Source organism: Nocardia sp. NPDC050378 (assembly GCF_040655675.1).
Taxonomy (GTDB): Bacteria; Actinomycetota; Actinomycetes; order Mycobacteriales; family Mycobacteriaceae; genus Nocardia; species Nocardia coubleae.
Map to the genome: position 1 here is coordinate 77,038 of NZ_JBFAKI010000010.1, position 14,329 is coordinate 91,366.

Genomic DNA, 14,329 nt, shown 5'->3' on the forward strand with positions numbered 1-14,329 from the left:
GCCCTCGACGAGACCGGCCCGCGTCGCTGTTGCGACGCGGGCCCGCTCTGCCTCATCGGCCTGCCTCGGGAGCGACGATCTGCGGCGTCTCGCTCGGCGGCCCCGCGTCCGGTAACGGCGCGACATCCGGTGCCGGGGGCGGCGTGTCGGCCGGTGCCGCGGCCACCTCCACCCGATCGGGGACCAGTTGGGGTGCCGGTGCCTGAACCGGCGACTCCGACGGTGCCACGGGCGCACCCTCGCCCGCGGGCGGGACCTGTGCCTGCGGCGCTTCGGGCTGGGCCTGCGGCGGATCCACCACGGGTGCACCCGCCGCTCCGGCCTGGCCACCCGGTGCCGCGAGCACGGCGGGCGGAGTGTTGGTCGGGGCCGCCGGATCGGTGGCCGGGGTACCCGGCTGCACCGGAACCACCCGCTCGCCCTGTGCCTGGTGACCCGGCGCCGGGTTCTGTGTGGTCGTCGGCGGCCCGTTCAACGGCGGCGCGGGTGCCCCCTGGGCGGGCGTCGGTGTGCCGATCACGGTCACCTCCCCGCCGGGACCGATCACCAGACGCGCCGGGTCTTTGGCCGGGATCATGCCGAGTTCGCGTGCGCGCGCGGCCAGTTCGGGAGCCGAGTCGGCGGCCGCGACCTCGCGCTGCAGCGCGGCCCGCTCGTCGGCGAGCGTTCGGTTGTCCGCGCGCATGTCGCCGAGCAGATAGCTGTCCTCGGCGGCACGGGTGGTGAGCAGCAGGGTGAGCGCGAGACCGCAACCGAGCAGACCGATGATCGCGGTGACGAACGGGATGCGCCCGGCCATGGTCGAGGAACGATCGGGCAGCGATATCCCGTCGAGCAGCTGCTGGCGGGTGCGTTTGCGCGCGTAGGCCCGCTGCGCGGCACCGGACTTGACTCGTTCGGCCGCCTGTACGCGCCGGGCGGTACGCCCCGGCACGGCAACGGTGCTCGTCCGCACGCTCATCGTGTCCCCTCCTGTGTCCTCCCTGACCTCTCCGTGATCCGTTCGGCCGCACGCATCCGCACCGGAGCGGACCTCGGGTTGGCCTCGATCTCGGACTCGGTCGCCTTTTCCGCGCCGCGGGTGAGCATCCTGAACTCCGGTCCCATGCCGGGCAGTTCGACCGGCAGGTCCATCGGGGACCGGGACACGATCCGTGGCGCGAATTCCTGCTTCACCAGCCGGTCTTCGAGCGACTGGTACGACATCACGCAGATCCGCCCGCCCACGCGCAGCGCGTCGAGCGCCGCGGGCAGCGCGGCCCGCAGCGAATCGAGTTCTCCGTTGACCTCCACCCGCAGCGCCTGGAACGTGCGCTTGGCGGGATGCCCGCCGGTGCGCCGCGCGGCGGCCGGGATGGTGGCGTACAGCACCTCGACCAGTTCGGCGCTGGTCCTGAACGGCTTGACGGCGCGGCGGCGCAACACCTCCGAGGCGATCTTGCCCGCGAACCGTTCGTCGCCATAGTTTTTCAGCACCCGGGCCAGGTCGCCGTGGCTGTAGGTGTTGAGCACGTCGGCGGCGGTGATGCCGGTGGTGGGGTCCATCCGCATGTCCAGCGGTGCGTCGACGGAGTAGGCGAAGCCGCGTTCGGCCTCGTCCAGCTGCATCGATGACACGCCGAGGTCCATGAGAATCGCTGACACCGAACCGGTTTCGGCCAGTCCCGCCTCGGCGAGCGCCTCGGGGATGCCGTCGTAGCGGGTGTGCACCAGGGTGATCCGGTCGGCGTAGGGCGCCAGGCGCTCGCCGGCCAGTTTCAGCGCGTTGGTGTCGCGATCGAGCCCGACCAGCCGCGCGTTCGGATAGGTGCGCAGGAAGTGTTCGGCGTGCCCGCCGAGGCCGAGGGTCGCGTCGAGGTAGACCGCGCCCGGCTCGTCGAGGGCCGGACCGAGCAGGTCGTCGGCGCGCTCGAGCAGCACCGGCACATGACGGGGGTTCTCGGTGTCATGGTTCACCTCGACCTCCCGGGATACTGCCTCGCGTCGCAGACGGGTCGCCTTGCCACACAGTGCTTTTGGAATGAGTTGCTTACTCGGATGAGTGCGAATGCGTCGAGGTCTCTGACCGGGGCGCGGCACCTGGCGTCGGGGAAGTACGTCAGGGTCCACGCCCGGGCAGAGGCCTCGCAGCACTCGCGTGCTGCGGGGTCAGAAGATCCCGCCCAGCGACTCGTCTCTGGCTTGCGCGTAGTCCTCCTCGTGCTCGGCGAGGTAGGACTCCCACGCCTGCTTGTCCCATATCTCGAGGAAGTCGACCGAACCGATCACCACGCAATCCCGGGTGAGTCCGGCATAGCGTTTGTGGTCCGGCGACAACGTGATCCGGCCCTGTGCGTCCGGACGCTGCTCGTCGGTTCCTGCCGCCAGTGCCCGGACGAAAGCCCTTGCCTGCGGGTTGCTTCGAGACGCCGCCGCGGCCCGCCGGGCGAGCGCGGTGAACTCTTCTTTCGGATACACGGCAAGGCTGTGGTCTTGACCCTTCGTGACCATCAACCCTCCCGCCAGATCGTCTCGAAACTTCGCAGGCAACGTCAGTCGCCCTTTGTCGTCCAATCGGGGGGTGTAGGTACCGAGAAACATTCCCGGCCACCTCCCTACTGGATCACCTGGCCGTACGGCCTCTCCTGTAGTGCGCGACCCACATTACCCCACTTTCCCCCACTTTCAATCGAAACCCTGGGTGATCCTGCTCCCCGCCAACACAATTCCGCAGGTCATGTCAGCTATCAATGAGATTCGGGATTATCGCGTGTTAGGACAACCCGCGCGGGTCGGCAAGCCCCGGTTCCGACAACGTTCAGCAAACTTCCCAGGTGCCATCGGCGGCCCTACCGTTCGACGGCGTACGAGACCGCCCTGGTGGGGGATGGTGGGGAAGGTGGGGGAACCGCCCTGCGAGCGCGATCCGGGCCGACCCGGACGAGGGCATGCGAAAGCGGTGTCGCACCCGCGACCGGGTGCGACACCGCTTGCTATGCCGTTGTGCTCGACCTCACGGTCGGAGCAGGGCTACTCCTGCTCGAATCTGCGGCGGAATCGGTCTTCCATCCGCTCCGAGAAGCCGCCCGACTTGCGCGGCCGCTGGCCACCGCGCCCGCCCGACGGGCCGGCGGCCGCCGGCGGTTCACCAGGGGCGTCTGCCGCACCCGGCCGACGCGAGCTGCCGATCATCAGGAGGACACCCGCGCCGAACATGGCGATGAAGCCCACAAGACTGATGATCGGAAACCCGCCCGGCTTGAACGGGGCGGCGATGCCAGCGACGAGCAGGAACAGGCCGACGGCGAACAACGCCGCAGCTTGGAGCCTGCGTCGACTCGACGTGGAGCGAAGTCGTCCGCCGCGGACGGACGAGGCGAACTTCGGGTCCTCAGCATAGAGAGCGCTCTCGATCTGTTCGAGCATGCGCTGCTCGTGCTCGGAGAGTGGCACGGTACCTCCCCCGGCACTAGGCGTGGCTGGTCGCCTCCGGGTAGGCGACGGGTAGCCGACCTTGGCGGCTATCTGCTCCCCATGATACGAGTTCGATCGAGGCCGTACCACCTACTCGGTGATAACTAAGCGGTCATGTCCCGGTCGCGACTCGGCTGCGGGCGTGTCTTGGCGGCGGCGACCAGCGCATCGTCGACGTCATAGAGGAACGCGCCCACCCGCGAACAGAACTCGTCGGCTTGTGTGTCGGTGATCGTGCGGTCCAATCCGGCCTCCAGGGCGGCCCGCAACGGCGAGTGCGCCTCGAAGTAGTCGGCCCACATCGCGAACTCCGGCGTGGCGCGTCTCAGTAATACCCAGGCGCTGCGCGAACGAGCCCGCGGCGCGCGATCGGCGCCGGTGAGCGCGATCATCGCACCCGCGCCGCGCAGCGCGGCCAGATAGGCGGTGCGGAACCGCTCCCCCGGCTCGTGCTCCCAGGCCGAATCGGTGAGCAGCGCGTCGGCCTGTCGTAGCAGCCCGCCGGCGCGGCCGTCGTGGCCCGCGTGCGCTCGACCATCGTTGTGACCAGGCATCTGCTGCCCCTTTCGCCCCTCGCACAGATCGAACAACCATTCGAACGTTTGAATTGAGATTGAATATAGGGACACCCACCGACAAGTTCCGACGAGAGCGATGACAGCCGTCAAGCCCAATCACCACACTCCAGCACCTGTGGTCGTCGACCTGAGCGTCGCCGCCCTGCGGGCCCGCCTGCACGACGCCCTCTCGGTGTATGTGGCCGCGATGGACTATCCGCGCGGCACCGAACATCACCGTGCCCCGATGTGGAACGAGCACACCACCCGGGCGGGCTGGCGGGCGGTGGCCGCCGTGCTGCCCGACGACGCGGGCGCGGTCGACCTGCGAACCGCCCCGCTGCTCGCCATCGCCTATGGATACAGCGGCGCGCCGCGGCAGTGGTGGCATCAGCAGGTACACACCGGGATGCGCCGGTGCGGCTGGCCGGAGGCGGCCGCGCGCGAGCTGCTCGCCGACTACTTCGAGCTCACCGAGCTGCACGTACATCCGGCCGCGCAGGGTCGCGGGATCGGGGCGACGCTGCTCGAGCGGTTGCTCGCCGACCGTCCCGAGGCGGCGGTGCTGCTGTCGACGCCGGAGGTTCCCGAGGAGGACAACCGAGCCTGGCGGTTGTACCGGCGCGCGGGATTCACCGATGTGATCCGCAATTTCGTCTTCGCGGGTGATACCCGGCCGTTCGCGATCCTCGGCCGCAGGCTGCCGATGCCACCGGCGGGCGAACGGGCGTGAGCCGTAGCGAGACAACGGTCGTCGTCGGATCGGGGCACAACGCGCTGGTCGCCGCCTGCTATCTGGCGCGGGCCGGGCAGCGGGTCGAGGTGCTCGAACGGGACACGGTGCCCGGCGGCGCGGTGTCGACGGTCGAACGGTTCCCTGGCCACCTTGTGGATCGCGGTTCCTCGGCGCACATCATGGTCCGGCACACCGGGATCATCGAGGAACTCGAGCTCGAGCGGTTCGGGTTGCGCTACCTCGACTGTGATCCGTGGGGATTCACACCGTCCGACGGTGTACGCCCACCGATCGTCTTCCACCGCGATCTCGACGCCACATGCGCGTCGATCGCGGCGGCGTGCGGGGCGAAAGACGCCGAGGCCTACCGCCGTTTCGTCGCGGTGTGGGGTGAGCGAAGCGCGCGGGTGATGCGGGCGTTCGGTGGTCCGCCGACGCCGGGGAGGCTGGTTCGCGCGTTCTGGGGGCTGGACGCGCGCGACGGCGGGTCGGCGCTGTCGCGGGAGTTTCTGCAGACCGGCGACGCGCTGCTGGACTACTGGTTCGACGACGAACGGCTCAAGGCGTCGCTGGCGTGGTTCGGTGTGCAGTCGGGTCCGCCGATGTCGGAACCGGGGACCGCGCCGATGGCCGGATTCGCCGCGCTCATGCACACCTTGCCGCCCGGGCGGGCCGTGGGGGGAAGTGGGGCGCTCAGCGCGGCCTTGATCGCGCGGCTGCGTGCCGACGGCGGTCAAGTCCACACCGGTGACGCCGTCACGGAGCTGCGGCGGTCGGGGCGCGGGTGGCAGGCGCGCACAGAATCGGGGCGTGAGCTGCGCGCCGACACCGTGATCGCGGGCTCTCATATCCTCGCCACCCTCGACCTGTTGCGCGCGGGCGGTTTCGACGAGGCGGTGCTCGACGACTGGCAGCGCCGCATCCGGGTCGGCCCCGGCATCGGCATGGTGGTGCGCCTGGCCACCGACCGGCTGCCGTCCTACCCCGGCGCATCGGCCGCCGAGTCCGCACACGGTCTGCAGTTCCTCGTGTCGGATCGCAGGCAGCTGCGGGCGGCGCACGGCGCTGCCTCGGCCGGCGCACTGCCGCCACGGCCGGTGGTGTTGGCCATGAGTTTCAGCGCGCTCGACCCGACCATCGCCCCACCCGGTGAACACCAGTTGTCGCTGTGGGCGCAGTGGCATCCCTACGAACTCGCCGACGGCAGCGACTGGTCGGCGCACGCCGAGCGGGAGGCCGATCGGATCATCGCCGAAGTCGACCGGTACGCGCCGGGCTTCGCCGATTCGGTCCTGCGGCGGTTCGTGCAGACACCGGTCGACCTGGAACGGGAGATGGGGCTGCGCGGCGGCAATGTGATGCACGTCGAGATGTCCCTGGACCAGATGATGCTGTGGCGGCCGTTGCCCGAGCTGTCGGGTCAGCGGGTGCCGGGTGCGCCCGGTCTCTACCTCACGGGCGCGTCGACCCACCCCGGTGGCGGGGTGTCCGGTGCCAGCGGACGCAGCGCCGCCCGCCTTGTGCTGGGCGACCGCCGCACCCGCCGATTCCCCATGTCGCGTAGGCGATGACAGCGCGCGATCCGCGTGCCCCGTGGAGCCGCCATCCGCAGGGCGCCGACGAATCGTCGGCTGCAGGCACCTCGCGGATACCGGCGCACCCACGCGGCACCGTCGCGTTCTCGTCGGCACCGCGGCACGGACGCGGTCGGGGCGCGCTGCGCAGGACACGAGGTGTGGTAGCCCGGTGCTCGATCATTTCGTGTGGCGCCGAGACCGGGCGGCAGTCCTCGTGACCACCGACCGCGCGCTCAGCCGAATCGCTGCCACTGCCCGGAACTGGCTCGGTGCCGGTCGTCAGCGGGCGATTCCGGCGTTCGCCGCGGTGGCACTCGTACTCGTGCAGATCACCTATCCGCTGAGCGCGGGGACGTTGCGTGACCGGATCACGGTTGGCGTAGTGGTGCTGTCGGTGTCGACCGCTCTGCTGCATGCCGTGACGACTCGCGGATGGCGTTGGGCAGTCGGATTTTTCGTCATCGTCTCCGGGGTCGGCCTCGCCTCCGAGATCGTGGGTACGGCGACCGGGGTGCCCTACGGCGCCTATGCCTATGCGACAGATCGGCTCGGCCCAGCGCTCGCCGATGTGCCGCTGGTGGTGCCGCTGGCGTGGACCGGCGGCCTGTATCCGATCTGGGTCGTCGCGGGCCTGCTCGCGGGGATCGATGCGGCAAGCACCGGTGGCCACGGCGCGGGAGGCGCCGTGAACAGGGTCAGCGGGCGGGCCTGCGTCATACGTGCCGCACTGCTCGTTATCGGGGCGGTGGGATGGGATCTGTTCCTCGATCCGCAGATGGTCGCCGACGGGCAGTGGACGTGGTCGGTCACCGACGCCGGTCTGCCGGGGCTGGCGCAGATCCCCTATACCAACTATCTGGGCTGGATGCTCGTCGCGTCGCTGATGGCGGCGCTGCTCACCGCACTCGACCGGCTGCTCCCCCGCGCCCATGATCCGTCGGTGGCGGTGCCGCTCGCGGTGTTCGCGTGGACCTGGCTCGGCTCGGCCCTCGCACACGCGGTGTTCCTCGGCCTTCCCGCATCGGCTGCCTGGGGTTTCGCCGGGATGGGATCACTGGGCATCCCGTTGGCTCGCCAGGCTGCCGCTCGGTGGCGAAACACCTGATCGCGGCGGGTGGCGGGAGGCGGTTGGGCCCGTCGTGTGGGTTCTGCGGCCCGGGCCTGGCACGATGTCAACCGTGCAGCCGAGTCTCGTCGCCGACATGCCTTCCCCTTCGCGCCGTTCCGGGCCCGCCCGGCGCGTCGCGGCGGTCGCCGTTCTGCTGGCCCTGCTGGTGCCCGCGCTGACCGGATGCCTGCGGGTGCAGGTGTCGATGGGAGTGTCGTCCAACGACCGGGTATCGGGACGGATCGTCGCCGCCGTGGCCCCGCAGGGCCCCGACGACAAGGGCCCGCAGCTGAAGGCGCCCGAATCGCTGGCCGCCAAGGTGCGCATCGACCCGTACAACCAGGACGGTTACGTCGGCACGCAGGTGTTCTTCGACGACCTGACCTTCGGTGAGGTCAGCCAGCTCGGCAGCCTGTCGGATCAGACCCAGGGCATGTTCACCCTCGAGTTCAAACGCAACGGCGACCTGGTGAGTCTCACCGGCCGCGTCGACCTCGAGTCGGTGCCGCCGCACGGGTCGGACGTGCAGTTCTCCATCGCGTTCCCCTCGCGTGTCGCCAAGACCAACGGCACCCGCGAGGGTGACAACACCGTGTCGTGGAAGCTGCCCGCCGGTGAGTCCTCGACCCTGCGCGCCGAGGTCAAATACGCCGACCCCAATACCCGTTCGTTCGCCGGCTGGGCGGGCATCATGGGCGGCATCACCCTGGCCGTGGCCGCGATGATCGCCGGTCTCGCCTACCGCGATCGCAACCCGCGCCCGCCGAACGCGCCGCGCCCCAACTTCTCGCCGTCGGAGATGTGGCGCGAGATCACCCAGCGCAGGCTGGGCCGCTGACATGGGCGCGGCGGGACGCTACCTGACCTGGGCGGGCACCGGTCTCGCCGTGCTCGGCGCCGGCACCGCCGCCTACAACCTCGCCACCCTGCGCACCCTGCCCCGGCAGGTGTCGGGAGTGATCGAACCGGTCACCGTGTGCGTGCCCGCCCGTGACGAAGCCCTGCGGCTCCCCGAGCTCATCGCCGACCTGCGCGCCCAGACCGGGGTGCCGCGGCTGCGAGTGCTGATCCTCGACGACGCCTCCACCGACGGCACCTACGAGGCCGCACTCGCCGCGATCGGCGGCGACGAACGATTCACCGTGCTCCGCTCGGCCGCCCACCCGGCGCCGGGATGGACCGGGAAGGCCGCCGCCTGTGCGCGACTGGCCGCCAGGACCGATGCGGCGGCACTGGTCTTCGTCGATGCCGATGTGCGCCTCCAACCGGAGGCGATCGCCGCCGCGGTGACCGAATTGCGCAAGCGCGGTGCGGGTTTGGTGTCGGCGTGGCCGGCGCAGGATTCGGGTTCGGTCGCCGAGCAGCTGGTTCAGCCGCTGCTCGCCTGGTCGTGGGCGTCGACGCTCCCGGTGGGTCCGGCCAACCACAGCTTGCGGCCGTCGACGGCGGTGGCGTGCGGGCAGTTCCTCGCCGTGGACGCCGCGGCGTATCGGGCGGGTGGGGGTCACGCCGGTGTGGCGGCGAGTGCCACCGAGGACCTCGATCTCGCGCGGGCGCTGCGCCGGGCGGGTCATCGGACCGCGCTCGTCACCGCCGGACCCGCCGCCCGCACCCGCATGTACACCGGCGCCGACGACCTCGCCGGCGGCTACACCCGCTGGTTGTGGTCGGCCTACGGCGGCCGGGTCGACACCGGTGCGGCCATCGGTGTCCTTGCCGCCCTTGCCTATTGGATTCCGCCGCTGGCGGTTCTCGCCGGTCGTGGCCGGGTGCGCCGGGCGGGTCTGCTCGGCTACCTCGCCGCCGTCACCGGGCGGCTCACGGCCCGAGCCGTCGAAACCCGGCGCCCACCCACCGGTGCCGACCTCGGCTCGGCGTTGGCCCATCCGGTGTCCGTCGGCTACTACCTCACCCTGTGGGCCCGCTCGCACCGCCTGCATCGCACGGGGCGGCTGCGCTGGAAGCAGCGACCCCTCGTCGCACCGGAAACGCCGCTCGCTCGTCACGGCTGACCCACGGCCCAGGTATCCAACACCGCTCGGTGTGCCCACCGGAAGACGTGCGCTGTCGACGGTCCGCCCCTCGCGGACACCGGATCAGGCGACCTCGGTGATGCCGACGGTCGGGAAGAAGAAGCACGAGCGGCCCGCGTTGTCGGTGGTACCGAAGACGGCGGCGAGGACGGTGCCCTTCCCGGTGTCGACGGGGACCGCGCGCACACCGCCGACCGGGATCGCGGTGCGCAGGAAATCGCGGATGACGTTCTCGGCGAGCGGCCGGAGTTCGACGGGAACCTCGGGCGGCACCATCGCCCGGACGATGTCGGCGATCGTCCCCATCGAGGCCAGCCCACCGCGCCCGGTGCTGATATTGAGCCAGGCCACCTGCATACCGGAAGTCTTGGTGGCGGCCGTGTCCGGTTCCAGGCCGTACGGGAGGAAGGTGAACAGCGTCTGGCCTGATTTCACGGCCGTGAGATCGAGTCCGGGGATCGGCAGGGTGTTCGTCGGCCACGGGCCGGGAACCGCACCCGCGACAGCCGGGACCAGGCCGAGACCGTCACCGGAACAGTTCGCGGCGACCGTCGGGTACAGGAAGGGCTGGATGCCGAGGGCCTCGAGGGTTTCGACGACCGTCTGATAGGCGGCGAGGAGATCGCCGGGGCCCGCTGCGGGTGTGGCCGGGGCGTCGCGGGTGACGGCGGGCCGCACCGGTGGGTCGGCGGCGACGGGGGCGGCAAGCAGCACGGCGGCGGCGCAGGCCGTCAGCGAGGTCAGTGTGGTCAGACGACGCGCAACAGTCACGGCGAACTCCTCATCGACGCTGAGAAGGCCGAGATTACTCCCGCGATCCGGTGAATCCGCGCAGGTGAAGTGACCGGGTATTCGGCGCGTCGCGTACCGCCACAGCGGGGGCCTGGGGTGGGTCGACCGGGCCCGACGTCGGCGATTGTGCCCGCACCCGCATCCGATTCCAACCGCTGCGCTCACGCTGATTTCTACCGTTGTGCGTCATCACAGCTGTGCCACATGCTGATCCGGCTCGACGCTTCGGCAGCGGGCGCACCATCCAGAGCGACTGAGAGACCTGGCTCTACGACGTCGCAGCAACCCGCCCGGTCTGTCCGGGTGTGGGTGCTTCTGCCGGGTTCGATGGAGGAGATCGATGAAATTCCTGCTCATGACGCTGATCACCCGGGTTCCCGATCCGGTGACCGGCGTCGTGCCGAGCACCCGTGACCGTTTCCGTGACGTGGTCGAACAGGCCAGGCGCGCTGAGGAATTGGGCTTCGACGGGTTCGCGGTCGGCGAACGGCACGAAGACCCGTTCCTGTCCGCCGCGCCCCCGGTGGTGCTCAGCCATTTGGCGGCGGTCACCTCGCGGATCACCCTGTTCACCGCGGTCACCACCTTGAGCCTGCTCGACCCGGTGCGCGCCTTCGAGGACTACGCCACGCTCGACAACCTGTCCGACGGACGGCTCGAGCTGATCATCGGCAAGGGCAACGGCACCGCCCAGGCGCAGCTCTACCACGTGACGACCGAGGATCAGTGGGACCGTAACCGCGAAGGTTACGAACTGCTGCGGGCACTGTGGGACCGCGACGAGGTGACGTGGTCGGGCCGATTCCGGCCGCCGCTCACCGACGCACGAGCATTGCCGCGCCCGTTGCAGCCGAAGCTGCGGATCTGGCACGGCAGCGCGACGAGCCGGGAATCGGTGGAGCTGGCGGCGCGCCATGGCGACCCGGTCTTCTCGGCGAACGTCACGCACCCGATCGAGCCGTACGCCGAGCTGATCCGCCACTACCGGCAGCGCTGGGTGGACTACGGGCGCGACCCCGCCGACGCCCTGGTCGGTGCGGGCACGGCCGGTCTGCACGTGGCGCGGACCTCCCAGGAGGCCGTCGAGGTGTATCGCCCGCTCTACGAGGCGCGCACCGCGTTGCAGCGGCAGGTGGGCAATCCGGTGGTCTTCGAGACCCTCGAGGATTTCCTCGCCCGTTCCTCCGCCCTGGTCGGCAGTCCGGAGCAGGTGATCGACAAGGTCGGCCGGTACCACGAGCAGTTCGGGCACGAGGTGATCCACCTGTCCGCCGATCGTGAGGGCCGAGCCGAGTCCGACTATCTGGACAGTCTCGAACTGTTCCAGGCCGAGGTGGCGCCGGAGTTGCGCCGCCGCATCCCGAGCCGTCCCCTGGCCGCAGGCCGTGAATTCGCTGGAGTTGTTTCGTGATTCGACATCGCATCGCCGCGTTCGCCGGTGTTCTCGCCGCCACCGCGACGGTGGTCGCCTGCGGCGGCGGGGACACCGCAGGCGGCGGACCAGCCGGTCCCCCGCAACCCGGCGGCACCCTGCGCTACGGGCTCTCGCAGGCACCGTCGTGCTCGGATCCCGCCCAGGCCGGGAGCAATCAGACCATCTACGTGACCCGGCAGATCGTGGACTCGCTCACCGATCAGGATCCGGCGACCGGGGCGATCACCCCGTGGCTGGCACGCAGCTGGGAGGTCAGCCCCGATGCGAAGGTCTTCACCTTCACCCTCACAGACGGGGTGACCTTCAGCGACGGCTCGCCGCTCACCGCCGAATCGGTGCGCGACACCTTCGACGCCGTGGTCCGGCTCGGTGGGGCCAAAGCGCCGCTCGGCGTGAGCTACCTCGCCAACTACATCGGCACCACCGTGGTCGACAAGCTCACGGCCCGGGTCGAATTCAGCACACCGAACGCGCAATTCCTGCAGGCGTCCTCGACCTCGCAGCTGGGGATCCTCGCCCCGTCGACCAACGCGAAGCCGGCGGAGGCGCGCTGCGCGGGCGACAACATCGGCAGCGGACCGTTCACCTATGCCGAGTACCAGCAGGACGTCTCGGTGACGTTGGCCAAACGCGCCGGATACCGCTGGGGCTCAGATGTTTTCGCCCACGAGGGTGAGGCCTATCTCGACCGGATCGAGTTCACCGTCGTGCCCGAGTCGGGGGTGCGTACGGGCAGTCTGGCTTCCGGTCAGCTCGACGCGATCAGTGATGCCCTGCCGCAGGACGCGCCGCAGATCGAGGCGGTCGGCGGACGGGTGCTCTCGACATCGAACCCGGGCCTGGTCTTCGGTTTCCACCCCAATGTGACGCGTGGGCCGTTGCGTGATCCGGCAGTGCGGCAGGCATTGCTGCCCGCGCTGGACCGGCGTCAGCTGATCGACACCGTCCTGAGCCCACAGTTCCAACCCGCCACCTCGGTGCTGGCCGCGTCGACCCCGGCCTATACCGACCTCTCGGCCCGGCTCGGCTACGACCCGGCGAAGGCGAAGTCGATTCTGGATCAGGCGGGCTGGCTGCCCGGCGCCGACGGTATCCGGGTGAAGGGCGGTGAGCGCCTGAGCTTCGGGGTGACCTTCAGTCAAGTGTTCGCGGGTAACCAGGCGATTCTGGAGCTGGTGCAGCAGCAGTTGCGGCAGGTCGGGGTGGATCTGCGACTCGACCTGGTGTCGTTCTCGGAGCAGACGGCCCGGCAGAACAGCAAGGACTACGACGCCGTCTACGGCAACTCCACCCGCGCCGACGGTGACATCCTGCGCACCTCGTTCGCCCTCACCGGCCGCAATCTGTCGGTGCGCGGGCCGGTTCCGGCTCTCGACACCGCCCTCGATCAGCAGCTGGCCACCAACGATCCGGTGGCGCGGGCGGCACTCATCGCGACCGCTCAGCGGGAGATCCTCGACAACGGGCTCTACGTGCCGACGATCGAGTTGTCGCAGGCGATCGGTGCCGCCGCCCACACTCAGGACCTGAAGTTCGAGGCCTCGGCGCGGCTGCAGTTCTTCGACACCTGGCTGAGCGGTCACGGCGATGACTGAGCTGATCCGGCGGCCCATCGTGCGATACGTGGGTTCGCGAGTACTGCAAGCGATTTGGGTGCTGTGGGCGGCGTTCACGGTGTCGTTCGTGGTGCTGTATCTGCTGCCCGCCGACCCGGTCTCGATGGCGGCCGACAGTTCCGGTTCCGGCACACCCGTCGACAAGGCGGCGATCGCGGAGCTGCAGGCCCGCTACGGGTTGGACAAGCCGCTGTGGGAGCAGTACGTCACCGCGCTCGGCAATGCCCTCACCGGTGATCTCGGCCGTTCGGTCAACACCGGACAGCCGGTCACCGAGGCGCTGGGTGACGCGCTGCCCGCCACCCTCGGGTTGGCCTCGCTCGCATTGTTCTTCGCCGTGATCGGTGGAACGGCCCTGGCGTTCGCCGCCACCTACACGCGTCGGCCGTGGCTGCGCAACGCCTTGAGTGCACTACCGCCGCTGGGTGTTTCGGTGCCGACCTTCTGGACCGGGCTGTTGCTGCTGCAGCTGTTCTCGTTTCAGCTGCGCTGGTTCCCGGCCTTCGGCGGCACGGGGTTGCGCGGCACGATCCTGCCCGCGCTGACCCTCGCCCTCCCGATCGGCGCGGTGATCGCGCAGGTGCTCGCCGCCGGGCTCACCCAGACGTGGCGCCAGCCGTTCACCGAGGTGGCGCTGGCCAAGGGCGCTTCGCGCTGGTGGGTGCAGCGCAGGCACGTGGCGCGGTTGGCGAGCGTGCCCGCCTTCACCATCGCCGGAGTACTGGTGGGCACCATGCTGGCCGGCTCGGTGGTGGTGGAGTCGGTGTTCGCCCGGGCGGGCGTCGGGCGGCTCACCCAGACCTCGGTGCTCAATCAGGACATCCCCGTCGTACAGGGGGTGGTGCTGTTGTCGGCGCTGGTCTTCGTCGTCGTGAACCTGGCCGTCGACCTGCTGTACCCGCTGCTCGATCCGCGGATCACCGGCGCCGGTGCCGCCCGGCGAACCCGGGACCTCGTACCGGCAGCAGAGAGCTCGATCGGTTCGCCGCGATCTGTCCCGCACGGCGGGCGAGAGGAATGAC

14 protein-coding genes and 1 riboswitch are annotated in these 14,329 nt (G+C 70.1%); of the genes, 8 read left to right on the plus strand and 6 right to left on the minus strand.

What is annotated here, in order from left to right; all coding sequences use genetic code 11:
• Window positions 1–52 precede the first annotated feature (52 nt).
• The 5 genes from AB0I35_RS21825 to AB0I35_RS21845 form a co-directional block, all read right to left on the minus strand.
• Window positions 53–961 (minus strand): hypothetical protein, encoded by a 909-nt coding sequence (locus AB0I35_RS21825; protein ID WP_357397987.1) that lies wholly within the window; start codon window positions 959–961, stop codon window positions 53–55.
• Window positions 958–1,956, minus strand: coding sequence for a 16S rRNA (cytosine(1402)-N(4))-methyltransferase RsmH (rsmH, locus tag AB0I35_RS21830; RefSeq protein WP_357397988.1), 999 nt, complete (start codon window positions 1,954–1,956; stop codon window positions 958–960). The genes AB0I35_RS21825 and rsmH overlap by 4 nt, the downstream gene beginning before the upstream one ends.
• Before the next feature lie 192 nt (window positions 1,957–2,148).
• Complete coding sequence (gene mraZ / locus AB0I35_RS21835) at window positions 2,149–2,580, minus strand: division/cell wall cluster transcriptional repressor MraZ (RefSeq protein ID WP_067497455.1); 432 nt, start codon at window positions 2,578–2,580, stop codon at window positions 2,149–2,151.
• Window positions 2,581–3,009: 429 nt separating this feature from the next.
• Window positions 3,010–3,432 carry a DUF3040 domain-containing protein gene (locus AB0I35_RS21840; protein WP_357397989.1) on the minus strand — a complete coding sequence of 141 codons (423 nt, stop codon included), beginning with the start codon at window positions 3,430–3,432 and terminating at the stop codon, window positions 3,010–3,012.
• Window positions 3,433–3,557: 125 nt separating this feature from the next.
• Window positions 3,558–4,007 (minus strand): SAV_6107 family HEPN domain-containing protein, encoded by a 450-nt coding sequence (locus AB0I35_RS21845; RefSeq protein WP_067497449.1) that lies wholly within the window; start codon window positions 4,005–4,007, stop codon window positions 3,558–3,560.
• 100 nt (window positions 4,008–4,107) lie between these two features.
• Between AB0I35_RS21845 and AB0I35_RS21850 the strand changes: the two genes are divergently transcribed.
• The 5 genes from AB0I35_RS21850 to AB0I35_RS21870 all read left to right on the plus strand — a co-directional run bounded on the left by AB0I35_RS21850 (window position 4,108) and on the right by AB0I35_RS21870 (window position 9,443).
• Window positions 4,108–4,743, plus strand: a complete 636-nt coding sequence (locus AB0I35_RS21850; RefSeq protein ID WP_357152273.1) for an N-acetyltransferase — start codon at window positions 4,108–4,110, stop codon at window positions 4,741–4,743.
• Window positions 4,740–6,317: an NAD(P)/FAD-dependent oxidoreductase gene (locus AB0I35_RS21855; protein WP_357397991.1), complete on the plus strand. Its 1,578-nt coding sequence runs from the start codon at window positions 4,740–4,742 to the stop codon at window positions 6,315–6,317. Before AB0I35_RS21850 ends, AB0I35_RS21855 begins: the two co-directional genes overlap by 4 nt.
• Window positions 6,318–6,612: 295 nt before the next feature.
• Entirely contained in the window at window positions 6,613–7,428 is an 816-nt protein-coding gene (locus tag AB0I35_RS21860; protein WP_357398122.1) for a carotenoid biosynthesis protein, read from the plus strand.
• Between the two features lie 97 nt (window positions 7,429–7,525).
• The gene (locus tag AB0I35_RS21865) at window positions 7,526–8,269 is read left to right on the plus strand and encodes a DUF3153 domain-containing protein (protein WP_357397992.1); all 744 of its coding nucleotides are present in this window, start codon (window positions 7,526–7,528) and stop codon (window positions 8,267–8,269) included.
• A gap of 1 nt (window position 8,270) precedes the next feature.
• Window positions 8,271–9,443, plus strand: coding sequence for a glycosyltransferase family 2 protein (locus AB0I35_RS21870; protein WP_357397994.1), 1,173 nt, complete (start codon window positions 8,271–8,273; stop codon window positions 9,441–9,443).
• A gap of 84 nt (window positions 9,444–9,527) precedes the next feature.
• Here the strand turns inward: AB0I35_RS21870 and AB0I35_RS21875 are convergent, their stop codons facing one another.
• Complete coding sequence (locus tag AB0I35_RS21875) at window positions 9,528–10,235, minus strand: hypothetical protein (RefSeq protein ID WP_357397995.1); 708 nt, start codon at window positions 10,233–10,235, stop codon at window positions 9,528–9,530.
• 258 nt (window positions 10,236–10,493) lie between these two features.
• A riboswitch (SAM riboswitch) is annotated at window positions 10,494–10,590 on the plus strand.
• A 6-nt stretch (window positions 10,591–10,596) separates the two neighbouring features.
• Here AB0I35_RS21875 and AB0I35_RS21880 point away from each other — a divergent pair.
• From AB0I35_RS21880 to AB0I35_RS21890, 3 genes are read left to right on the plus strand one after another with little or no spacing between them, the layout of a single operon-like run.
• Entirely contained in the window at window positions 10,597–11,667 is a 1,071-nt protein-coding gene (locus tag AB0I35_RS21880) for an LLM class flavin-dependent oxidoreductase (RefSeq protein WP_357397997.1), read from the plus strand.
• Window positions 11,664–13,286 (plus strand): ABC transporter substrate-binding protein, encoded by a 1,623-nt coding sequence (locus AB0I35_RS21885; RefSeq protein ID WP_357397999.1) that lies wholly within the window; start codon window positions 11,664–11,666, stop codon window positions 13,284–13,286. Before AB0I35_RS21880 ends, AB0I35_RS21885 begins: the two co-directional genes overlap by 4 nt.
• A 16-nt stretch (window positions 13,287–13,302) precedes the next feature.
• Window positions 13,303–14,328, plus strand: coding sequence for an ABC transporter permease (locus AB0I35_RS21890; protein ID WP_357398124.1), 1,026 nt, complete (start codon window positions 13,303–13,305; stop codon window positions 14,326–14,328).
• Window position 14,329 lies beyond the last annotated feature (1 nt).